Source organism: Oceanobacillus zhaokaii, from assembly GCF_003352005.1.
Taxonomy (GTDB): Bacteria; Bacillota; Bacilli; order Bacillales; family Amphibacillaceae; genus Oceanobacillus; species Oceanobacillus zhaokaii.
Genome location: NZ_CP024848.1, coordinates 3856691 through 3878741 on the forward strand (window position 1 = coordinate 3856691; position 22051 = coordinate 3878741).

The 22051-nt window shown below is 37.4% G+C and carries 23 protein-coding genes; 8 read left to right on the top strand and 15 right to left on the bottom strand.

The genetic code is table 11. The features are described 5' to 3' along the window. The first annotated feature begins 84 nt into the window (after positions 1-84). Both CUC15_RS18835 and CUC15_RS18840 read left to right on the top strand, forming a co-directional pair. On the top strand, positions 85-1485 hold the full coding sequence (locus CUC15_RS18835) for an alanine/glycine:cation symporter family protein (protein WP_114918134.1): 1401 nt from the start codon (positions 85-87) through the stop codon (positions 1483-1485). 237 nt (positions 1486-1722) lie between these two features. After that, positions 1723-2844: a YkvI family membrane protein gene (locus tag CUC15_RS18840; protein ID WP_114918135.1), complete on the top strand. Its 1122-nt coding sequence runs from the start codon at positions 1723-1725 to the stop codon at positions 2842-2844. Between the two features lie 36 nt (positions 2845-2880). Here CUC15_RS18840 and CUC15_RS18845 read toward each other — a convergent pair whose 3' ends face one another. The 4 genes from CUC15_RS18845 to CUC15_RS18860 form a co-directional block, all read right to left on the bottom strand. Then, complete coding sequence (locus CUC15_RS18845; RefSeq protein ID WP_114918136.1) at positions 2881-3618, bottom strand: hypothetical protein; 738 nt, start codon at positions 3616-3618, stop codon at positions 2881-2883. Positions 3619-3931: 313 nt separating this feature from the next. Then, positions 3932-4216, bottom strand: a complete 285-nt coding sequence (locus tag CUC15_RS18850) for a hypothetical protein (protein WP_114918137.1) — start codon at positions 4214-4216, stop codon at positions 3932-3934. 105 nt (positions 4217-4321) lie between these two features. Beyond that, positions 4322-4732: a Spx/MgsR family RNA polymerase-binding regulatory protein gene (locus tag CUC15_RS18855; RefSeq protein ID WP_114918138.1), complete on the bottom strand. Its 411-nt coding sequence runs from the start codon at positions 4730-4732 to the stop codon at positions 4322-4324. 72 nt (positions 4733-4804) lie between these two features. Further along, positions 4805-5422 carry a TetR/AcrR family transcriptional regulator gene (locus CUC15_RS18860; RefSeq protein WP_114918139.1) on the bottom strand — a complete coding sequence of 206 codons (618 nt, stop codon included), beginning with the start codon at positions 5420-5422 and terminating at the stop codon, positions 4805-4807. A gap of 542 nt (positions 5423-5964) precedes the next feature. Here CUC15_RS18860 and CUC15_RS18865 point away from each other — a divergent pair. The 5 genes from CUC15_RS18865 (at position 5965) to CUC15_RS18885 (ending at position 10234) form a co-directional block, all read left to right on the top strand. Further along, positions 5965-6147: a PspC domain-containing protein gene (locus tag CUC15_RS18865; protein ID WP_114918140.1), complete on the top strand. Its 183-nt coding sequence runs from the start codon at positions 5965-5967 to the stop codon at positions 6145-6147. Between the two features lie 309 nt (positions 6148-6456). Continuing rightward, positions 6457-7563, top strand: coding sequence for an ABC transporter ATP-binding protein (locus tag CUC15_RS18870; protein WP_114918141.1), 1107 nt, complete (start codon positions 6457-6459; stop codon positions 7561-7563). Continuing rightward, entirely contained in the window at positions 7553-8356 is an 804-nt protein-coding gene (locus CUC15_RS18875) for an ABC transporter permease (RefSeq protein WP_114918142.1), read from the top strand. Before CUC15_RS18870 ends, CUC15_RS18875 begins: the two co-directional genes overlap by 11 nt. Before the next feature lies 1 nt (position 8357). Then, the gene (locus CUC15_RS18880) at positions 8358-9164 is read left to right on the top strand and encodes an ABC transporter permease (RefSeq protein WP_114918143.1); all 807 of its coding nucleotides are present in this window, start codon (positions 8358-8360) and stop codon (positions 9162-9164) included. Then, positions 9161-10234 (top strand): ABC transporter substrate-binding protein, encoded by a 1074-nt coding sequence (locus CUC15_RS18885; RefSeq protein WP_114918144.1) that lies wholly within the window; start codon positions 9161-9163, stop codon positions 10232-10234. Before CUC15_RS18880 ends, CUC15_RS18885 begins: the two co-directional genes overlap by 4 nt. Before the next feature lie 159 nt (positions 10235-10393). Here CUC15_RS18885 and htpG read toward each other — a convergent pair whose 3' ends face one another. Beyond that, complete coding sequence (gene htpG / locus CUC15_RS18890; RefSeq protein WP_114918145.1) at positions 10394-12271, bottom strand: molecular chaperone HtpG; 1878 nt, start codon at positions 12269-12271, stop codon at positions 10394-10396. A 161-nt stretch (positions 12272-12432) separates the two neighbouring features. Here htpG and CUC15_RS18895 point away from each other — a divergent pair, with 161 nt between their 5' ends. Then, positions 12433-13137: an NAD-dependent protein deacylase gene (locus CUC15_RS18895; RefSeq protein ID WP_114918146.1), complete on the top strand. Its 705-nt coding sequence runs from the start codon at positions 12433-12435 to the stop codon at positions 13135-13137. A 35-nt stretch (positions 13138-13172) separates the two neighbouring features. Here CUC15_RS18895 and CUC15_RS18900 read toward each other — a convergent pair whose 3' ends face one another. From CUC15_RS18900 to phnL, 10 genes are all read right to left on the bottom strand, one after another. After that, positions 13173-13472 (bottom strand): rhodanese-like domain-containing protein, encoded by a 300-nt coding sequence (locus tag CUC15_RS18900; RefSeq protein WP_114918147.1) that lies wholly within the window; start codon positions 13470-13472, stop codon positions 13173-13175. A 389-nt stretch (positions 13473-13861) separates the two neighbouring features. Continuing rightward, positions 13862-14125, bottom strand: coding sequence for a metal-sensing transcriptional repressor (locus CUC15_RS18905; RefSeq protein WP_114918148.1), 264 nt, complete (start codon positions 14123-14125; stop codon positions 13862-13864). A 127-nt stretch (positions 14126-14252) separates the two neighbouring features. Then, a complete protein-coding gene (locus CUC15_RS18915; protein ID WP_114918149.1) occupies positions 14253-14867 on the bottom strand; it encodes a YpjP family protein in 615 nt (204 codons plus the stop codon). 393 nt (positions 14868-15260) lie between these two features. Next, positions 15261-16235 carry a catechol 2,3-dioxygenase gene (locus CUC15_RS18920; RefSeq protein WP_114918150.1) on the bottom strand — a complete coding sequence of 325 codons (975 nt, stop codon included), beginning with the start codon at positions 16233-16235 and terminating at the stop codon, positions 15261-15263. Between the two features lie 491 nt (positions 16236-16726). Further along, the gene (locus tag CUC15_RS18925; RefSeq protein ID WP_114918151.1) at positions 16727-17590 is read right to left on the bottom strand and encodes a phosphate/phosphonate ABC transporter permease; all 864 of its coding nucleotides are present in this window, start codon (positions 17588-17590) and stop codon (positions 16727-16729) included. Next, positions 17590-18375 (bottom strand): phosphonate ABC transporter, permease protein PhnE, encoded by a 786-nt coding sequence (gene phnE, locus CUC15_RS18930; RefSeq protein WP_114918152.1) that lies wholly within the window; start codon positions 18373-18375, stop codon positions 17590-17592. Before phnE ends, CUC15_RS18925 begins: the two co-directional genes overlap by 1 nt. Before the next feature lie 12 nt (positions 18376-18387). Further along, positions 18388-19152 carry a phosphonate ABC transporter ATP-binding protein gene (phnC, locus tag CUC15_RS18935; RefSeq protein ID WP_114918153.1) on the bottom strand — a complete coding sequence of 255 codons (765 nt, stop codon included), beginning with the start codon at positions 19150-19152 and terminating at the stop codon, positions 18388-18390. 123 nt (positions 19153-19275) lie between these two features. Then, positions 19276-20316 (bottom strand): PhnD/SsuA/transferrin family substrate-binding protein, encoded by a 1041-nt coding sequence (locus tag CUC15_RS18940; protein WP_114918154.1) that lies wholly within the window; start codon positions 20314-20316, stop codon positions 19276-19278. Between the two features lie 204 nt (positions 20317-20520). Next, positions 20521-21327: a PHP domain-containing protein gene (locus CUC15_RS18945; RefSeq protein WP_114918155.1), complete on the bottom strand. Its 807-nt coding sequence runs from the start codon at positions 21325-21327 to the stop codon at positions 20521-20523. Further along, positions 21317-22036, bottom strand: a complete 720-nt coding sequence (phnL, locus tag CUC15_RS18950) for a phosphonate C-P lyase system protein PhnL (protein WP_114918156.1) — start codon at positions 22034-22036, stop codon at positions 21317-21319. The genes CUC15_RS18945 and phnL overlap by 11 nt, the downstream gene beginning before the upstream one ends. Between the last annotated feature and the right edge of the window lie 15 nt (positions 22037-22051).

Below are 22051 nucleotides of genomic sequence, written 5' to 3' on the forward strand. Positions count from 1 at the left end.
CAGCTTTTTCATCTTTTAATTTCACTCATACAAGCGAGCACTTTTATTTGGTGAATTGCACATACAACATGGGGGTAGAAATTTGTGTTAGATATTTTGAACAAAATTAATGGGTTTCTCTGGGGCGCACCTAGTCTAATTTTACTTCTCGGAACTGGTCTGTTTTTTACAATCATATTAAAGGGACTTCAGTTCAAAAAATTAGGCTATGCTTTCAAACTAGCATTTACTAAGGATAAGGAAGATGCTGCAGCAGATGGGGATGTCAGTAACTTTAAGGCACTGATGACATCACTTGCCGGTATGATTGGTAATGGAAACATCGCTGGTGTGGCCACAGCTGTTACGCTTGGTGGTCCTGGGGCGATCTTTTGGATGTGGATTGCCGGTCTACTTGGTATGGTGACAAAATACGCTGAAGCCCTACTTGCGCAAGTATATCGTGTAAAAAATGAGAAAGGTGAATATTCCAGCGGGCCAATGTATTATATTGAGCGTGGCCTGGGTAAAAGGTGGAAACCTCTTGGTATCGCTTTTGCCATTTTCGCAGCATTTGCTGCATTAGGAACAGGTAATGGGGTACAGGCGAATACGATTGCTGATGTAATGGATAACAGTTTTCATGTAACTGGCTGGGTTACTGGTGTACTTCTCGTGTTACTGACAGGCTTGATTATATTTGGTGGCCTGAAACGTATCAGTAATGTAGCCGGAGTGTTTGTACCTATCATGGCTATTTTATATATTGGTGGTTCATTAATAATTATAGCTATGAATTACGATAAAATTATTCCGGCCTTTGGACTAATTTTTCAATACGCATTTACTCCTGTATCTGCAGCAGGCGGATTTTCCGGTGCTATTGTTAGTCAAGCAATCCAGCACGGAGTTTCGAAAGGGATTTTTTCCAATGAGGCAGGTCTTGGTACCATTGCACTGATTGCGGGTAACGCAAAGACAACCCATCCGGTAAAACAAGCGCTTGTTGCGATGACAGGTACATTTATTGTTACTATTATCGTTTGTACCATGACAGGACTTGTCCTTGTTATAACTGGCTTCTGGGATCCATCCGGGGGACTTCTCTCAGGTGTAACCCATAATCCTAACCTTGAAGGTGGTGCCTTAACTAGTGCCGCATTCGGCTCGACACTCGGAGTTACTGGCGAATATATTGTTTCCGTTTCCGTAGTATTTTTCGGATTTTCTACAATTATTGGCTGGTATGTCTACGGTGCAAAATGTTTTGAGTATTTATTCGGGGTGAAGTATGTTGCTATTTACGGCATTCTTTATCTTGCTGCTACCTATATTGGTTCCATAGCCGACTTATCAGTAATCTGGGCTTTTGCCGATACAACAAACGCACTTATGATTATTCCGAACTTAATTGGTCTGTTGCTGTTATTTAAAGTAGTTAGAAGGGAAACCCAAAACTACTTCGCTAATCCAATTGAAAAGCTGCACATTGCAAAAAAGGCATAAAAGTAGACCTTTTTTCGAATAACCTATTATTGTTGAACTTTCAATCTGGGAGAGATACACTTTAATTACAAACATATTTTTGTCTCTTTGAAAGATTCATTTAAAAGAAAGCGTAGATTTAGCTATTAAGGTTTCTGATTATGCCCATCTAAAACAAAAGTCCTTAAGATGGTAAATAGGTAACTTTTTAAAATTAATTTGACAAGACTCAATAATACAGAAAACACGGAGGATACTATGAAGAAAACATTACAGATAGGTAGTGCACTTGTAGGTATTATCGTGGGTGCTGGATTCGCCTCCGGGCAGGAAGTTTTACAGTATTTCACTAGTTTTGGAATGATTGGAATAGTTGGCGCAATCATTTCTGCAGCATTATTTGCTTATATGGGAATGACGATGACTAGATTAGGAAGCAGAATGCAAGCAACTTCTCATCGTAATACAATCCATAAAATTAGCGGGAAATTGCTAGGTACTATTATCGATTATATTATTATATTCACTTTATTCGGCGTTGGTGTAGTTATGATAGCTGGAGGTGGATCCATTTTAAATCAGCAATTTGGTCTGCCAGTTTTTGTAGGAAATTTGCTGTTAATTGCTCTCGTAATACTGACAGCAACACTTAACGTTAATAGGGTTGTTCAAGTAATTGGGAGTATTACACCGTTTTTAATCATTTCGATTATCCTGCTATTCATCTATAGTATAGCGACAATGGATGCTACCTTTACAGAGCTTAATCCAATTGCAAAGCAGCATGATTCCGCACTTTCAAACTGGATCTTCTCAGCAATAAACTACGTCTCCTTTAACATCGCAGTTGGTGTTTCCATGTCGATCGTTATGGGTGGAGATGAAAAGAATGAGAAAACAGCGGCAATTGGCGGCCTTATCGGTGGGCTTACAATTGGGGTTCTAATCATGGTCAGTCATTTTATGATTTTCTCAAAAATTGATGTTATCGGCAGCTTCGACATGCCTATCTTAAAGCTTGCAGATGATATTTCTCCTATTTTAGGTGTGGTTTATTGTTTAATTTTATTCGGAATGATATTTAATACTGCTGCAAGTATGTTCTTCTCATTTAGTGCAAGATTTACTGAAATCGGAACAAAGAAATTTAAAATTTTTACACTCATTACTGGTATTGTTGCATTTTCCTTAAGCTTTGTCGGCTTTACCGAGCTTGTAGCATTATTCTATCCTTTAATCGGGAACCTTGGACTCGTGCTTATGATTGTCCTAATCGTTGCCTCCTTTAGAATGGGAGGATTCAAGAAAGAGTCAGAAGAACAGGCGGAGGAAATAGAGGAGCACTACCATACACAAAAAAGAAGCGGCACTAACGCCTAGTACCGCTTCACCTTTATCAATATAAAAGCATACCTTTTATTTTTTCTTCTCTTTTTCTTTTTCAAGCATCATGAATCTATTCGTAGTTTGATTCGATCCGGTTATCAAATTCATCAAATACGAGGAAGTCTGTTCTATTTTTTCCGAAAGAAAGTTCGTTCGTTCATAAAGGGCAGATCTGAAATGGCTAAGCTGTCTGGAGATTTTCTCTGTTAATGCTTCTTGATTATCTAGTCTGTCCAACACTTCCTGTTGTGTAGCATCTTGGGTTGAGATTCTTTCTGTCAATTGTTGCTGAACCTTGATTTGCTCATCAATCTTTGATGAAATCTGTTCATTTGCTGACCCGTATTGTGTAAGCTTATGTCCTATTTTTTCATATGACATGGTTATATTCTGCACTTGTTCATTGAATTGCTCTTCTGAGAGCTGATGGTTCTCCATTAACTTCATTAATCCATTATTATCTTCTTCTAATTTCTTCATTTGCATCATGAAATGCTTTTCTAATTCGGTATACTTCTCGTTCATCCCCTGCAGTTCAGTTAATTTATTACCAATCTCTATCCACCTTGTCGTTTGCCGATTTTCTTGCATTTCATAAATATGCTTCAATCCCTGGAATGATTCATGCAGGCTAGCATTTACTTTCTGTTGTTCTTGAATCATTTCCTCCATATGATTCTTAATAAAAAGCTTCTGATTTGGTGCCTGGATATCGCTATTGTTTTTATAAATAGCACCATCTATATGCCGATTTATATACAATCCCATCTCTTTACACCCCTTCATATCGACTAACATAGCTTATGCGTTCTGGTCAATATTGGGACTTTCACTTGATTATCACTGTGTTTTAAGTTGATAGCTCTAGTTGCACTTAGAAAGTATTTGCACGTTCTAAAACCTCCAAGAATAGAAGATTGAGGAATCTTATCTTTTGAATCCTTCTGAGCACAATAAAGGATACTGCCTGATAATTGACAGTATCCTTTATTATTAATAAGACAAGTTAGGCCACATCCAGTCCGTACGTCGCTAAACTAGCTTTAAGCTTTTGATTATTCTGAGGTAAATATGAATTAGCTTATTTTTTAACATATTTCTTAAAAGCATTCAGAAATGGAAGGGGAGATGTTTTTACAGTATACGAGTATACTCCATTCGTAGTGTGCACATAGAGGAGTCCCCCTTTACCACCTATTGAACGATAGGACATATCAGTTACATCCTGTATCGGGAACTCACGGTGTTTGGTGACAAGTTTTTCATTATATAAATACATGGTGCGTTGATGCTCTGTATCAATTTGGCTGATACTGCTTACAATTCGCTCGACCTTAACATATTGCTGTTCGGCAATCAAGTACATGTAATCCCTCCAAGTTAATCAGCACTTAGCAATGAGGGAAGATTAATTCGCTTACTATGTAAGTAAAGCTGTTTCATTTTAGCGATACATACATTCCAGAATTCTTTAACCTTCTGCAAGCTGCAATCTATTCAAGCGCCATTGTAACCATTGATATTCACGAGTTTTTCTTGGTAAGAACTGACGAATATCTTCCTCATGATAACCAACCTGTAATCGCTTCTCATCAACCATAATCGGACTACGTAATAATCGCGGATGCTCATGAATTAATTCCAGTAATTCTTGTAATGGCAGTGTCTCAATGTCTAAATTAAGATCTTTATATATCTTTGATCTCGTTGAAATAATCTCATCTGTTCCATCAACTGTCATTCTAAGTATTCCTTGAAGCTCACTAACTGTTAATGGGTCTTTAATAATATTTCTTTCTACATATTTAACTCCATGCTTCGAAAACCATTGCTTTGCTTTACGAGTAGATGAGCAAGCTGCTCCATAAATTGTAACTGTCATTTATCTATCAAACCCCATTCTATTTATTTTTTGAAGATCTTATTGTAATACACTTATTATGCATGGATAGTTTCATTTTTTCTTATAAAGCCCATTTTTTAATAAATTCATTTCCATTCTAAAGATGTTAATTGCTTCCTCATCAGACAGCTCTCCGGAATATTTCTCAACAAAGTTACGAAACGCTACCGCTGCAACAATTTTAATGATACGAATTACATCCTTATCGTCTGATATGTTTAAGTGATTTTTATTTATTAAATTGGTGACCTCTTTCATTTGCTCACTACTACTATTCCCTTCAAAAATAGAAGTAAACGAATCTTCCATTTTATGTGTAACATTCAATAGTGCATTTTTAAAAAAGTCACGTTCATTCTCATCTGGAAGAACTATAAGGAATTGATGGTACATTTCTATCATCGATTCAATAATGTCACCATTATTCTCCCTTAAGATAGAAATAAATTGCATGTTTCGCTCTTTCATCTGTTGATTTAACAAGAAAAAGTAAGCATCCTCTTTGTCTTCAAAGTATTGGTAAAAACTCCCTCTAGCAATACAGGCTTCTTTTACAATATTCGCAATCGATGCTTCAGATAAAGGGGCCCTAGCAAATTCCTTTTCTGCTGCTGCTATCAGATTATGCCTTTTACTCTCAGGTAGGTTAAAAAAAGTTTGTTTCGGCAATGCCCATCCTCCATATTCTTCTGAAGTGACACAGTGTCATGTTATTCTTCTATAATAAATGACACCGTGTCACTTGTCAATATTTTGAGTGACACCGCGTCACTTTTTATTCTACCTGGTAAGTATACATTATCAAACAATTGTGGCAGGTTTATGGGAAATATAGGATAACTTTATATTTTTAACAAATACGGAAAAATTTCATAGTCAAATGAACACAATGAGGGCAACATTATTACCTAATTACCTGGTAACTCACCTGTATTTATATACTTTACCCTAAGAAAAAGAGGGTATCCGTGTTCTTTCATCTCAATTCCGATTTAAATAATATTTTATGTACGCTTGGAAAACTCGAAAACTTTACTAAGTAGAATTAAGACGTCAGAGAAATCATGCCGAAATACCGAACTGCCTTAGTATAGTGGAAACTGTTTATTAATATACCTTATAATACAATTAGGGAGGAAAAAAAATAATGATTGCAGCTCTAATTTTATCATCGTCTAATAATACCTTTTGTTTTAAAAAGGGGGAATCGCATGAAGAATAAATTAAGGAAATCATCAACTGATAAATCAATATCAGGAGTTTGTGGAGGCATAGCTGACTTCTTCGGTATATCTTCTTTTGCAGTAAGACTAATCTTTATTTTCTTACCTGCTAATCTGCTTATATATATTATCCTTGCTAATGCAATTCCCGATAGTCCTCCGTCATTGTAATTTAAAAAGATTTGAATTTATTAAATAGGGTACAAGAATGAGGTGAGGAGTTGTCATATGGCAACTCCTATTTGCTAATCAGTAAGGAATATTAGTGAATAACAGTCGGATATTAAACGAAGCTAATACTGAGATTTGTATAGCGTTAATTATGATCTTTCTTTACTGCTAAAAAAATTAATACCTTTTTAAAACAATTCGTGTATAATTATTTCGATATGCACGAAAGTTGTAAGAAATAATCAACTTTTAGCAAAAAAAATTAGGATTTACTTAAATAATCCAACTAACCATGGGGGAGGTACTGCGATGACAAACACGATAATTCAGTTTAATAACGTGACAAAGCAATACGATAATGATCCAGTTGTGCTGGACAATGTAAGTTTTGAGATTGAACGGGGAAAGTTTTACACCCTGCTTGGTCCTTCAGGCTGTGGAAAGACGACGATTTTACGATTAATCGCTGGCTTTACGGAAGCATCTTCAGGAGAAATTTACTTTGATAATAAGAAGATAAATAATATTCCAGCCAATAAACGCCAGGTAAATACGGTTTTTCAGGATTACGCGCTTTTTCCTCATCTAAATGTATTTGAGAATGTTGCATTTGGCTTACGAATTAAGAAAATGAAAAACACAGAAGTAGAAGCAAAGGTGAAAGAAGCACTAAGCTTCGTAAACCTCCTTGGTTATGAACAACGGGAAATAAAGGAAATGTCTGGTGGTCAGAGACAGCGTGTTGCCATTGCACGTGCCATTGTCAATGAACCGGAAGTAATTCTACTTGATGAACCATTATCTGCACTTGACTTGAAATTACGTTATCAAATGCAAGGAGAATTACGAGATTTACAAAGACGACTTGGTATTACCTTTATCTTCGTTACACATGATCAAGAAGAAGCACTTGCAATGTCTGACGAAATATTTGTTCTTAATAAGGGGAAAATCCAGCAAAGTGGTACCCCAATTGATATATATGATGAACCGATTAATCGTTTCGTTGCTGACTTTATCGGTGAATCCAATATTGTAAAAGGAACTATGATTGAAGACTTTTTAGTAGAATTCGGTGGAAAACGATTCGAATGTGTTGACCAAGGGATGAATCCAAATGAACCAATTGAGATCGTCATTCGCCCTGAGGATTTAGAAATCACTTCATTCGATAGTGGCATGCTGAAGATTGAAGTAACATCACAATTATTCCGTGGGGTCCACTATGAGATTACTGGAGTCGACCACGATGGAAATGAGTGGCTTGTCCATTCAACAAAGAAGGCGGAAGTTGGCGATAAAATCGGCCTGCACTTCAGCCCAGAGGCAATTCATGTTATGCGTTTTAATGAGACAGAAGAAGACTTTGACCGTCGTTTAGAATCTTATGCGGAGGGGGAAGCAGATGGAAAATAAAGTAACGCGCAATCTCTATATGATTCCATATGCACTTTGGATAATTTTCTTTGTTATTGCGCCGATACTCCTTGTTGTCTACTATTCATTTCTTGATATTGAGGGGAACTTCTCGCTTGTTAATTACCAGAACTTCTTTACGTCTACCTATTTACAAATGACGTTGAGTTCATTTTGGTATGCATTTTTAATTACAGTTATATCTCTTTTAGTTGCATATCCTACCGCCCTTTTCTTAACAAGGACGAAGCATAAACAGCTTTGGCTATTATTAATTATCGTGCCATCATGGATTAATTTACTTTTAAAAGCATATGCGTTTATCGGGATTTTTGGCACATACGGTGCTGCAAATAATTTGTTGGAATTTCTTGGAATTGGCTCGCAGCAAATACTCTTTACTGATTTTAGCTTTGTTTTTGTTTCAGTATACATTTTTATTCCATTTATGATTTTACCAATCTTTAATGCATTAGAGAGTTTGAATCCAACATTACTCGATGCTGCGAATGATTTAGGTGCATCAAAATGGACGACATTTCGCCGTGTTGTTTTCCCACTAACAATTGATGGCGTGAAATCGGGTTGTCAGGTCGTGTTTATTCCAGCACTTTCCTTGTTCATGTTGACAAGATTAATCGCTGGAAATCGCGTCATCACACTCGGTACAGCGATTGAACAACATTTTCTTGTTACTCAGGATTGGGGAATGGGTTCAACAATTGCGGTTTTCTTAATCATCATTATGTTTGTCATTATTTCACTGACTGGCATACGGAAGCGGGGTGCATAAGTTGAGCAGAAAATCATCACCATTCGCAAATCTATTTTTAGTTATTATCTTTTTCGTTCTCTATGCACCCATTTTTTATTTAATCTTCTACTCCTTTAATAGCGGGGGTACAATGAGCGGCTTCGAGGGCTTTACTCTCGATTGGTATAAGGAACTCTTCTCAGATACAAGACTGCTGATTATCGTCTTGAACACCGTTGTAATTGCCTTATTGTCTGCGTTAATTTCCACGATTATCGGTGTATTTGGGGCAATTGGGATTCGTGAGATGAAGCGGAAAAGGAATCAGAATTCGATCCTAGGATTGAACAATGTACTAATTGTTAGTCCTGATGTTATTATTGGTGCTTCATTTCTGATTTTGTTTACGATGGCAGGAATACAGCTTGGATTCTATTCTGTACTGTTATCACATATTGCCTTTAGTATTCCAATTGTCGTCCTAATGGTTCTGCCTAAATTAATGGAAATGAGCCCATCCTTAATTGATGCTGCTCGTGATCTTGGCGCAAGTCGCTGGAATGTATTAACAAAGGTTATCTTGCCGTACATTACTCCGGGAATATTTGCTGGATTCTTTATGGCGCTAACGTATTCTCTAGATGATTTTGCCGTTACATTCTTCGTAACAGGAAATGGTTTTTCTACATTATCCGTTGAAATCTATTCCTTAGCACGTCAAGGTATCTCACTTAATATTAATGCCTTGTCTGCACTTATCTTTTTAGTTACGGTCGTTCTTGTGATTGTTTATTACTACATTAGCAGACGTGCCGGAAATCAAGGTATGGGAGGAATGAGAAGATGAAGAATCTTATTCAGGCATTTTTAGCAGTACTCGTTGTTTCAATCGTTTGCTTAATTGCAATCAATCGATTAAATGCCTCTGCAGGATACTCAGGAACCAACACGTTAACTGTTTACAACTGGGGTGACTATATCGATGAGGAGGTTATTGATCAGTTCGAGGAAGAAACTGGGATAACTGTCATTTATGAAACCTTTGATTCAAATGAAGCAATGATGACGAAAATCCAACAAGGCGGTACAACCTATGATGTTGCCGTGCCATCAGAGTATATGGTCCAAAAAATGATGGAAGAAGATTTACTTATAGAATTGGATCATTCAAAGCTTCCAAACTTGAAAAACATCGACGAACGATTTATGGATCTCGCCTTCGATCCAGGAAATAAATTCTCAGTCCCATACTTCTGGGGTACAGTTGGCATTGTCTTTAATACGAAGATGCTTCCTGATATGAATTTCAAGAGCTGGGATGACCTCTGGGATCCCGAGTTAAAAAATGACATTTTATTAGTTGATGGTGCCCGCGAAGTTATCGGTATGGGCTTAAACAGCCTAGGCTATTCCTTAAATGATACTAATAAAGTTCACTTACAGGAAGCACAGGATAAGTTAAATACATTAACACCGAATATCAAGGCTATTGTTGGTGATGAAAATAAACTGTTGATGGCTAACGGTGAAGCACCTGTAGCACTTGTTTGGTCAGGCGATGCATCCGAGATTATGTTTGAAAATGAGGACTTGGACTACTCCGTACCTGAAGAGGGATCCAATTTATGGTTCGATAATATGGTCATTCCTAAAACAGCAAAAAATATCGACGGTGCACATCAATTCATTAATTTCATGCTTGATGCTGAAGTAGCTGCACAGAACACAGAATATGTTAGTTATTCAACACCAAACAAGGAAGCATTAAAGTACATGCCAGAAGAAATGGTAAATGATGAACGCTTCTATCCATCACCAGAGTTAACAGATAAACTTGAGGTGTATGATAACCTAGGTAAGAAGAATTTAGCATATTATAATGAGTTGTTTTTAGAGTTTAAAATGTATCGGAAGTAATTTGAGGTGCCAAGGACTGTTAAATGTCCTTGGCGCTTTTTTAGTTTGTGCGAATGATTGCTGGAGCGATTTTTGTATATCCTCGTGCGAAAGAAATACCATTTGAAAAAGCCTGGATAGCACATGCTAACCAGGCTCAGATTGCTTCCAATCTATTTCTCAGACCATCACTTTACAAATATCATTCGTAAACTCTACTGGGTCATTGATTGGCAGCCCTTCAATAAGGAGTGCTTGATTGTAGAGCAGGTTTGTGTACAGCTTCAATTTGTCTTGATCATTTGCAAAGGCATCTTTTAATGCACCGAAAACTTCGTGGTTGATGTTGATTTCTAATACTTTATCAGCCTTGATATTTTGATCATCTGGCATTGCATTGATGACCTTCTCCATCTCAATTGATATTTCTCCATCAGCTGTTATAACAACTGGATGCGATTTTAATCGTTTGGATGCTCGTACATCTTTTACCTTGTCAGCCAAAATAGTTTTCATTTCAGCAAATAGGTCTTTGTTTTCTGTTGCTGCTTCCTCTTTTTCATCCTTATCTTCATCTTCAATGCCTAGGTCGCCACTTGAAACTGATTTAAATTCTTTTTCTTTGTAGCTCATTAGCATTTTGATTGCGAACTCATCAATTTCCTCTGTGAAGTATAAAATTTCATAGCCTTTATCTGCGACAACTTCTGTTTGTGGAAGCTTGTCAATTCGCTCATTGGAATCACCAGTAGCATAATAAATATACTTCTGCTCTTCAGGCATTCTTGATACATATTCTTCCAGGGTTACCATTTTCTTTTCCGTAGAAGAATAGAAGAGAATTAAGTCCTGCAGTACTTCTTTATGTTGCCCATAATCGCTATACAAGCCGAACTTCAATTGTTGGCCAAATGATTGATAGAACTTCTCATAGCTTTCACGGTCATCTCTTAATAAGCTGAGCAACTGACTCTTGATTTTCTTGCTAATATTTTTAGCGATAATTTGCAGTTGTCTATCATGCTGCAGCATTTCTCTGGAAATATTAAGTGACAAGTCTTCTGAATCTACCATCCCTTTAACGAAGCTGAAATAATCCGGAAGCAATTCAGGACTCTTCTCCATGATTAACACACCGCTTGAATATAGCTCTAAGCCTTTTTCATATTCGCGTGAATAGTAATTATATGGTGCGCTCTCTGGGATGAACAGAATTGCATTATAGCGGACCGTACCATCAACACTTAGATGAATATGTTTTAATGGCTTGTCGAAACCATAATGCTTTTCATTGTAAAAATTCTCATAATCTTCATCTGTAAGCTCACTCTTGTTCTTTTTCCAAATCGGAACCATCGTATTGACGGTTTGCTCTTCGACTACCTCTTCATATTCGTCCTCAGAACCTTCTTTAAGCTTACTTTCCGTTACGTCCATTTTAATTGGGTAGCGAATGAAATCGGAATACTTTTTAATAATTTGTTTCAAGCGGTATTCTTCCAGAAACTCATCATAGTTGTCGTCTTCTGTGCTCTCTTTAATCTTCAGTGTAATTTCTGTTCCGACTTCGCTTTTCTCAGCAGGTTCAATTGTATAGCCATCAGAGCCTGTAGACTCCCATTTGTAAGCTTCATCACTATCGATTGATTTACTTACAACCGTCACAACATCAGACACCATGAACGCTGCATAGAAACCTACACCAAACTGACCAATGATATCATGGCCATCTTTAACTTCATTTTCACTCTTAAACGTATGGGAACCACTTTTTGCGATGACGCCAAGATTACTTTCTAAATCCTCTTTCGTCATCCCAATTCCCGTATCAATGATTTTAAGTGTACGTTCATCTTTATTCGGAACTACTTTTATGTAGTAATTCTCTTTATTGAAACTTAGATTATCATCCGTTAATGCCCGGTAATAGATTTTGTCAATTGCATCACTTGCATTGGAAATAAGCTCTCTTAGGAATACCTCACGTTGAGTATAGATAGAATTAATCATCATATCTAGTAATTTTTTTGATTCTGCTTGGAACTCTTTTTTCGCCACTGATATCTCTCCTCCAAATAAGATACTCGCCATTAGCACTCTAAGAGCTAGAGTGCTAATCCCTATACTTTAAATACCATATCAATCACTATCGTGTCAATTAAATTAACTATTAATGAAATAACAGGGTATCATTAGAAATAGAAAGGCGGGAAAATACAATGTTAAAAAACTTTCTAAATGAAGCGAAATACACAGTGGTCTTTACTGGTGCTGGAATGTCAACCGAGAGCGGGTTACCTGATTTTCGTTCCTCTAATCAAGGTCTATGGAGGAAAAAAGACCCAAGTAAAATTGCGAGTACAAATGCACTCAATGAAAATGTGAATGAATTTATTGATTTTTACCGTGAACGTGTCCTTGGTGTTAAGGAGTACAACGCCCACAAGGGACACTATATTTTAGCAGATTGGGAAAAGCGGGGTATCATCCAGTCGATCATTACACAAAATGTCGATGGTTTTCATCAGCAGGCTGGAAGTAAACGAGTGGCAGAGCTCCATGGCACATTACAAAAGCTCCATTGCCAGAAGTGCGGGAAAGTTTATGATAGTGTCGAATATATTAATCAAGAATACTATTGCAGCTGTGGTGGTGTGCTCCGTCCATCAATCGTATTATTTGGTGAAACCCTGCCAGAAGAAGCGTTTCAATTTGCATTGACTGAAACGGAAAAAGCGGATTTATTTATTGTTTTAGGTTCATCTCTAACGGTAACACCAGCAAATCAATTTCCGCTGATTGCCAAAGAAAATGGTGCCAAATTAGTGATTGTTAATCAGGAAAGAACTGAAATGGATCGGTATGCAGACCTTGTGATTAATGAAAGGAAGATTGGGAGTATATTAAAAGAACTGGATGGCTAGCCTGCCAATCCAGTTCTTTTTAAAGCTATGCAAATTTATACTTCTACTTCATCTTCCCAATCAAGCATGCCGCCTGCCATGTTGGTTGCATCATAGCCCTCAGCTTCTAGAAATGCACTTGCTCTGCCGCTTCTTGCCCCAGAGCGGCATACCATGTAATATTGCTTCTCTTTGCTTAGCTCATCTAACCGATCCGGTAATTCTCCTAGAGGAATATGTGTTGCCCCAGGGATTTTCCCTTGTGCTACTTCTTCATCTTCACGAACATCGATAATATTTAATGACTCTCCATCATTTAATTTCTTTGCTAATTCTATTGCTGTAATTTCTTGCATTTCTTCTTGCCTCCAGTAATATTCTAATAATAGTAATTTTCACGTATACTTCTAAGTATGAAGTTTATTTAAAGTGCAATCTAATTTTGAATGATATTTGCATCCTTGGCTATCGCTCCAGAAATACACTGCGTTTTCCTCGGGAGCTGGTGAGCCTCTTCATCCCGCAGGAGTCTCCGTGTATTTCTTCCGCTGAGGAAAATGCAGAATCTAAAATACAGAATCCCTTATCTAATAACGCATTGATCTTAAACGAAGGAATGGAGCATCTTGTGAATAGCAACGACTGTCCAGATCTGAAATCACAATTGTCACTAGTTCGTACTTTATATCAACTGTGACGTAGTTAAAGCAGTTATCTTTTAAATTCAACTTAAAACTAAAGTAATCTATCTACTTTTTACTAGCAAATTAACTGCTTCCTGAACAAGATCCTCAGAGCTTTTTTCATTTTCCTTTTCATCAGTACGGATGCTTTGCTCTAAGTTTTGAGTGACGATAAGCGCAGCGGTACGGTCCAATGCATTTCTAGCTGCTGTTAGCTGTGTAATCACATCTTTTACAGCTTTTTCCTCTTCCATCATTCTTAAGGCGCCTCTCACTTGCCCTTCAATACGCTTCATCCGATTGGTCACTTTTTCATTATACTTCATTCCACACTTCTCCCCTACCCATTGATGTGAAGAACCTTAGTAGTACTTGAAAATATATACACAAGACGGTACAGGTATGGAAAGGAATCCCTAGTAATGAGGGATTCCTTTCTTTCAGCTATAATAACTATGCCATCCATTTTGGCGGCGTATTTTTATCCCAAAAAATCTCACCAATTTCATGATGATCCTTGAAACCATCCTTACTTAAATGGTAATGGAAATTAAAATAATAACCATCTAATGGCCGATTATCACGGCGCACATGAAATCTGGCAATATCCTGTTCATTTAAATGATCGTAAACGTGAAAGATTTTCTCCCCGTAACCTTTTGTTGGTTGCTCGGTAATTGCATAGTAGCGAGATACATCTTCATCTGCATTTTCCATTATGGATTGTAATGCTAATTCAATATTAGGTAAGATAAATGCTGTAAAATCATCTTCTACCTGATTCGCAATTCTAGGTCCAAATTTAGTAATTGTTAGATCCTTTGCCTTTTCAGTTAGGCTATTAATATAGTAGGCCTTATTACTAAGGTTATTCGTATTAATCCAAGAGTCAATTCCGGGTTCTTCCCTTACCTCTGCAGTCGAGGTTGAAACGGAATCACCGGTGTTTGATGCAACACTATCCTTACTTTCATCTGCATCGACTTGCAATAATTCGGTTGGAACATATATACCTAATGTAGCAACCGTAACTAGGGCTACTATAATTTTCCTCATCCATAGTTTCATAGAAAAAGTCCCCTTTATATGTAAGCACTTACTAGAATTTTACCATGTTAGCGATAGATGTCTATCATTTTTTCAATTTTTAACTAAAAATTAATACTTTAATTGCTTTAGTTGCTTTGATCCTCTAGAAGCATCAATGCCTAATTATTCCAAATGCCATCTGCAAGGAACTTAAAGACAGTAATCAATAATACATTCATTATAACATGTCGTTCACTCTTTATAGTTGTTGGATGAAGTTTTTATAAAATACTTTGAATTCAAGAAAAATTAGTATCCCAGAACAAAAAAGGAAGAATCTTGTCAATAAAGATAATAAAGCCTTCAAAAGTAGTAAGTATCTGTTCTACTTTTGAAGGCTTTTTAGATTATTCTTCTTATACGACTAGCTTATTAACCTAAAATAGCGGGCTCTTTTATTTGCGGTGTTCCATACCTAAAGTATTCTGCTGGAAGTGGAGCGCCATACCAAATGATTGCTTTTTCCACTTCTTCTTCCGTCCATGCTACAGGCTTCCAGTCTGGGTCAAAGATTAAGTATCCTGCATCGCCAAATAATTCAACACGATTTCCCCCAGGCTCTATTACATAAAGGAAATTTGCTTGACTGATACCGTGTTTTCCAGGTCCTGCTTCGATTTGAATGCCATTTTCTACACATAGATCGGAAAGATCATTTAAATGTTGCGGATAGCCATACCAATAGCAAACATGGTGTAATCTCCCCTTACCGCCCATTGCATCTCCCAGAAATGCAAGCTCATGTACTAGTGGACTTACACTCAACCATGCAGCACCATCTGTCCCGTCTTTATTTACTAAATGCTCACGTAAACGAAAACCCAGTTCATCCATCATGAATTGCTTGTTCGACGTTGGGTCGTTAGCAAGTAAATTGACGTGATCCAACCTACGTACTGGAACTCCATTTAATGGGCGCTTTTGTGGACGGTTTTTTAATTTTGTCGTTTGTCCTTCAGGTGCCTGATAATACTCCACATCCCAAAGAATCTCCATATTATGTCCATCTGGGGTGATGAATTGGTATGCATCACCATGACCATAATCTCCATCAATCCATCCTTTGCCATATCCCGATTTCATTAAGGCCTCCACACGACGTTCCAGCGCTGGTTTCGAGCTCGCCCTCCAGCCAACATGCCCTAAGCCTGCTTGTTTTCCTTCTGTCACTTTCAGACTATGGTGATAAAAATCCTCATACGCACGTAAGTATACAGATTGCCCTTCTCTTTTCGTTTCGCTCATCCCTAATAACTCTTTGAAAAACCATAAAGTCTTATCAGGATCTGGTGTAAGAATCTCCACATGTGCTAATTGTGCAACATCAAAAATTTGCTCTTTTCCCATTGTAGTTCCCCCTGTATTAAATAAATTTTATCAAGTAATCGCTTACATTTACTTTTTAAAGCTAATTACCAATTTAAAGTTTAATACTGATTGCATTAGAAAAATGGATACTAATCTATGATGTTTTCTAGCAACAAATATGACATATTCTTTCTATGAATTTAAATGACTAATTGATCCTTACTTAATTTAATTATATGGGATTTAATATTAGAAAAAAGGCATTAGTTCCTCTATGCGCAACTAAATCCAAAATAGTTTAAATTTACTGAAATTAAATATGGTAATAGCAAATATATAATTCGGATAGCGATGGAAATACACGGAGATTCCTGCGGGAGGCCTACCAGCCGTCCGTGAAAAGCCTAATGTATTTCCATAGCAGCAGGCCAGAAAGTAGATACAGTTATACTAAAAACACCTTCAATCATTAGATTCACGTCTAATTCTAACGATTAAAGATGTTGTTCAATTAAAGGCTATACATATTTTTAATTATTCGTTGAAGCTGGGAAGTAACGACTCTTCAAACGTGTTGAAATAATTTCCAATAAAACCGCGATAATTAGAATTGCATAGGTGATGAAGCCAACTTCACGTAAATCAAAATAGAATCCTGATGCCATGAATAACTCAAAGCCAATTCCACCTGCTCCTGCAGCTGCTCCCATCGCTACAGCTACACCGAAGTTAATCTCGAAGCGTAAGAAGACCCATGATAGAAGGTAGGTAAACGTTGATGGCAATACGCCATGTGTTACTACATGCCACCAGTTTGCGCCTGTTGCTCGAAGCGCTTCAAGGATTCCCGCGTCAACTTCTTCAAATGCCTCCGAGAATGCCTTCACTAAATAAGCGATCGAGTGAAATAACATCCCTAGCACGGCTGCTTCACTACCAAGACCCGCAGCAATCGCAAAAATTAACACCCATAATACGGTAGGAACTGCACGAATGATGGCAACAACCGCACGAACAGATTTCGAAATCCATGGTTTTGATAGGTTTTCCGCTGCCATAAGCGCTAAGAAAAGCGCGATTACTGCACCAATAACTGTTGCTAACACACCTAATCCAACCGTGATTCCTACTTGGTAAACTGCTTCTCCCAAGCTAAAGTGATTTAAGGCTGGTTCTAGGAACATCGCACGCAGATTATGGGCTGTTTCCGGAATCGCTCGTTCCAATTGTAAACCAGTATAATTAAAAAAGAAAAATGCCATCACGGTTAATATCGAAAGGATGATTATCGTCCATTTGATAACAAGATCAATTTTATTGCCCGATTTAATATTGATCCGACCATCCTTCGTCCGTTTGATATATGGCACACCATTTGTTCTTCCCAATTCCATTATAAAATCACCTTCCGTATCCTGTTAGAAATCGAATCAATTATAAGCACGGCGATGACAATTGTGATTGTAACGAGTGCAACTGCATTATAATTTAGAGACTTATAATACAGGTCGAATGTATATCCAATTCCAGTCCCAGTTAGAATTCCTACCAATGTTGCACTTCTGATATTTGTCTCAATCATAAATAAAATCCAGCTAAGCATCTGGGGCAAGCTTTGGGGAATAACTGCTTTGTTTACGATTTGGAAATAGGTCGCACCAGTAGCTTGCAGTGCCTCTACAGCATCCCCGCTTGCTTCATCAATTGATTCGATGAAAGCCCTCGTTAAGAAACCTAATGTACCTACAAAAAGTGCTAGAAATCCTGTAACAGAATTTTGACCAAAGGAAATCAGTAATATGAGTGACCATGCAACAACGGGAATATTTCTTGAAATGGAGGCAATGAACCTGGCAAGAATACTAAATACATTGTTTACCTTCGTTGTCTTCGATCCCATTAGTCCTAAGAAGATAGATATAATCGCTGCTAGTGTTGTAGCGGCAATAGACATAAAAATCGTTTCTAATAGTTTCTCCATAATTGTCGGTAATCTTTCTAGCGTCTCTGCTGTAATCAATAGATTAGCAGCCATCCAGCCCAAAGCTTTTGGTATTGTCGCTAATCCGTCAAGAAAGTTAAACTCGGTTATCGCAGCAGATAAATATGTGACGATAATAATTATTAGTAGAAAAACTACCGTCTGCATTCTGCTTTTTCGCATCTTTGTTTCGTTCACCTTCATTACCCCTTATACCGTAATTAGTTCCCTAAGTTCCGTTCCGTAGATATGATTAATTTGATTTTCATGAAGTTGTTTGCTTGGTCCGTCAAATACAATTTCACCCTTCCTGAGGCCTATAATCCGATCAGAATAATCTTGCGCAACCTCAACTTGATGAAGGTTTACTAAACAAGTAATCCCCATCTCTGTTGTGATAGACTTAAGATGATCCATAATGACCTTTGAGGAATTGGGATCCAGTGACGCGATTGGCTCATCACAGAGTACAAGCTTCGGTTCTTGAATAAGTGCGCGGCAAATACCAACACGCTGCTGCTGCCCACCACTCAATTGATCACAACGTTTATACGCATGTTCTTCAATGCCAAGCTTTTTTAGCAGGATAAACGCACGCTCTTTCTCCTCTTCTGTAAATCTGCCTAATATACCTTGCAACGTCGTTTTATAACCAAATCTCCCATGCAGGACATTTTCTATCACGGTTAATCTTGGTACGAGGTTATAATGCTGGAAAATCATCCCAATATTTGTCCGCAGCTTACGCAATTCATTCTTCTTCAACGAGCCTACATCAGCATTATCAAAAATAACCTTGCCTTCATTTATTTCAACCATTCGGTTAATGCAGCGTAATAAGGTAGATTTACCCGCTCCTGATGGACCGATAATGGAAACAAATTCGCCAGCATTTACTTCAAAATCAACATTCTTCAATACTTGTGTCTCTGAATTATAAGACTTCCCAAGACCTTTAACCTGTAGCAATGTCATTATATTTGGCTCCTTTTTTCCTATTTAGTAGGTAGTTGACACTTTTTCCTCTAAAAAGATTAGAGTATGCACTTTTACGTACATGCATACTCTAAGATTTACTGTTATGAAGTTTTCCCTAGTTTAGTTTGAAAGCTCACGGATTGGATCAAACCATGAATCTTCCGCTTCTACAAATCTTTCATCTGCAGATTTAAAGAATAGTCCTGACTCTCCTGAATCTTCAGGAACGAAGATCTTCTCATTATCAGCCACTTCATCAGAAGTAAATAATTCTTGCAATGTATCAAAGTCTTCCTGACCTAATACATCAATATTTGCAGCAAAGGGTGCGTTTAATACTGGTGTCACACTCATTAGTGTAAATTCTTTTCCTGTTACCGTGTTAAAAGGCTCCGCTGCATCGTCTTTTACTTTATAAACAGCACCAACCGTGTTTGCATCGCCTTCTGCAACTTCTACATAGTTTTCTACACAAGTATCACAGAATGCTGCAACATCGGCATTACCATTTAATAGATTAACTGCAGAACCTTGGTGAGATCCACCAAACAATACTTGTTCAAATAATGGACCACCCTCCATTAAATCTTCTTGAACTAAATCAGCATATTCTTCTTGTTCGTTGAAATGAGCAAGAATACTTGATGATGGTACAACAAATCCTGAAGTTGAGCTATTTGATACAAAAGAGAAGTTTGTACCAGCAATGGTATCAAGTGAAAACTCTCCTTCTACTTTATAATTATCCTGTTCATCTACATTTACTGCTAACCAGCTGTAGTAAATTGCATCTTCTAATGTACCAGACTCACCAGATGGAACTACTAAAGGAGTAACTGCATCATTACCATTTTTTGCTTCGATATATCCCTGTGCACCCATAAATGCTAAGTCTGCATTATTATTAATTAATGTTTCAATTGCAATTGCGTAGTCTGTTGTTAATTGGTGCTCTACTTCTTTACCAGTAGCTTCCGTGATTACTCTGCCGATTTCATCTCGAGAGGATTTCATATCATTACCAGATTCATTTGGATACCATACGATATTAATCACATCGTCTACTTCAGCTGCACCAGCATCTTCACTATCTTCCGAACAAGCAGCAAGAAGAACTGCAAAAGTAATTAGCATTACAAATAAAGACCATTTCTTTTTCATTGTGGACTCTCCCTTTTCATTTTGTAATATGATAGTATTCCTGTTTAATCCCTGTAATGAGTAGCAACGTAACTAGCATGAATAACTCTGGAGGAAAAAACACCCCATTCCTTCTTCTAGTTTAAGCTAGTCTCATTGAACCATATTTTTTTGTGAAATAGCTTCTTTTTACAGTATCTTAACGATTACTTAAGATACTTTACATTATTCTAATAATCTATTAAAAGGGCTACTTATGCTCCCTATCTCGATGGCCTCCCCAAATGAACCGTGATAATCAGTTCCACCTGTCATTATAAGATTGTATTGTTTAGCTAATGTTTCTACCTTTTGGGCATCTTTTGCTGAATGATCTAAATGATTGCGTTCAATGCCTCCTAACCCAATTTGAACAAGTTCAGGGATGAGGTCATATGAATCTAATTGACCAGGATGAGCGATGACAGCAACTCCACCATCAGCAATAATGGCACGTACCGCATCAAAGACATCCACATATGTAGTATCACCAGAAGCAACGCCATCTCCTTTAAAAAGCTTAATATAGAGCTGCTTATATTCCGCTGCTGTAAAGGCTGCGTCGGTTAAAGCCTGCATAATATGTTGTTTATAAACCGTATTACTTGGCTTTGCAGCTTCGATAATCGCGTCCATATCTAATGAATAACCGGCAGCTCTAATACGATCCGCTTGCCATAATGAATGCTTATGACGTCTTTTAAGGATTTGGTCGCAAGTTTCCTTTATATTGACTGCTTCCGTTTGATAATTATATCCAAGTACATGTACTTTTCGATTTCGTTTAAAATCATATGCAGAAATTTCAATTCCCGGAATAACTGTAATACCAAATTCCGAACCTTGCCGCTGTACTTCCGGCAGACCGGCAACTGTATCATGATCAACAAAACTTATATGTGTAATTCCATTGTCATACGCTTGTTTCATAGCATCCCTTACTGAATTAGAGCCATCAGAAAAATTGCTATGAACATGTAAATCAGCCTTCATTAGAGACACCAGCTTCACGAACGAGTTGCCTTGCCTTCATGTCATAAACCTTGTCACAAAGTCCTTCCATAAATTCAATATCATGAAAAATCCCTACTAATGTTGTTCCATTTACCTTTAATTTCTCAATAATTTGCCGAACCTTTAGCTTTGATTGTTGATCTAAGCTTGCTGTCGGTTCATCAAGCAATAATAATCTTGGTTTTTTCACTGTCGCTATCGCAATGTTTAAACGTAATTTCTCACCACCGGAAAAGGTATTGGGATAGTTGTCCCACAATTTAGGATCAAGCTCAAAATGTGTTAATGCTTTTTCTGCTTCACTAAGTGCTACTTCTTCTGGCTCACCCATTTCTAAGAGTGCCTGCTCTACAAGCTGTCTAGAAGTCGTTCTCGGCATCACATTTAGAAATTGCGATACATACCCAATTTCATGCTTTCGCAAATAAAGGATTTGTCGTTCGGAAGCCTTGAACAAATCAACCGTTCCAAATCGGTCCGAATTATAAAGAATGCTACCAGTATCAGGTAAGTAGGTACGATAAATGCTTTTCAGGATAGTTGATTTTCCACTGCCACTCTTGCCAACAATCCCAATGAATTCTCCTTTTTCTAAGTTAAAATTAATTTCTTTAACTGCTTGCCGTGTTTTACCTAAATGATGAATGGTAAATTGCTTGCCAAAATCAATAATTTCCAGCATCGACATGATGTAACCTCCTCC

What these genes read in the sequence shown, in the direction of transcription:
- CUC15_RS18905 (WP_114918148.1), bottom strand. Translation starts at nt 14,125, where the DNA reads ATGAAGTATAATGAAAAAGTGACCAATCGGATGAAGCGTATTGAAGGG.
- CUC15_RS18925 (WP_114918151.1), bottom strand. Translation starts at nt 17,590, where the DNA reads ATGGAATTGGGAAGAACAAATGGTGTGCCATATATCAAACGGACGAAG.
- CUC15_RS18915 (WP_114918149.1), bottom strand. Translation starts at nt 14,867, where the DNA reads ATGAAACTATGGATGAGGAAAATTATAGTAGCCCTAGTTACGGTTGCT.
- CUC15_RS18940 (WP_114918154.1), bottom strand. Translation starts at nt 20,316, where the DNA reads ATGAAAAAGAAATGGTCTTTATTTGTAATGCTAATTACTTTTGCAGTT.
- CUC15_RS18855 (WP_114918138.1), bottom strand. Translation starts at nt 4,732, where the DNA reads ATGACAGTTACAATTTATGGAGCAGCTTGCTCATCTACTCGTAAAGCA.
- CUC15_RS18920 (WP_114918150.1), bottom strand. Translation starts at nt 16,235, where the DNA reads ATGGGAAAAGAGCAAATTTTTGATGTTGCACAATTAGCACATGTGGAG.
- CUC15_RS18945 (WP_114918155.1), bottom strand. Translation starts at nt 21,327, where the DNA reads ATGAAGGCTGATTTACATGTTCATAGCAATTTTTCTGATGGCTCTAAT.
- CUC15_RS18845 (WP_114918136.1), bottom strand. Translation starts at nt 3,618, where the DNA reads ATGGGATTGTATATAAATCGGCATATAGATGGTGCTATTTATAAAAAC.
- phnC (WP_114918153.1), bottom strand. Translation starts at nt 19,152, where the DNA reads ATGACATTGCTACAGGTTAAAGGTCTTGGGAAGTCTTATAATTCAGAG.
- CUC15_RS18885 (WP_114918144.1), top strand. Translation starts at nt 9,161, where the DNA reads ATGAAGAATCTTATTCAGGCATTTTTAGCAGTACTCGTTGTTTCAATC.
- CUC15_RS18850 (WP_114918137.1), bottom strand. Translation starts at nt 4,216, where the DNA reads ATGTACTTGATTGCCGAACAGCAATATGTTAAGGTCGAGCGAATTGTA.
- CUC15_RS18870 (WP_114918141.1), top strand. Translation starts at nt 6,457, where the DNA reads ATGACAAACACGATAATTCAGTTTAATAACGTGACAAAGCAATACGAT.
- CUC15_RS18840 (WP_114918135.1), top strand. Translation starts at nt 1,723, where the DNA reads ATGAAGAAAACATTACAGATAGGTAGTGCACTTGTAGGTATTATCGTG.
- CUC15_RS18875 (WP_114918142.1), top strand. Translation starts at nt 7,553, where the DNA reads ATGGAAAATAAAGTAACGCGCAATCTCTATATGATTCCATATGCACTT.
- CUC15_RS18865 (WP_114918140.1), top strand. Translation starts at nt 5,965, where the DNA reads ATGAAGAATAAATTAAGGAAATCATCAACTGATAAATCAATATCAGGA.
- CUC15_RS18900 (WP_114918147.1), bottom strand. Translation starts at nt 13,472, where the DNA reads ATGCAAGAAATTACAGCAATAGAATTAGCAAAGAAATTAAATGATGGA.
- phnL (WP_114918156.1), bottom strand. Translation starts at nt 22,036, where the DNA reads ATGTCGATGCTGGAAATTATTGATTTTGGCAAGCAATTTACCATTCAT.
- CUC15_RS18895 (WP_114918146.1), top strand. Translation starts at nt 12,433, where the DNA reads ATGTTAAAAAACTTTCTAAATGAAGCGAAATACACAGTGGTCTTTACT.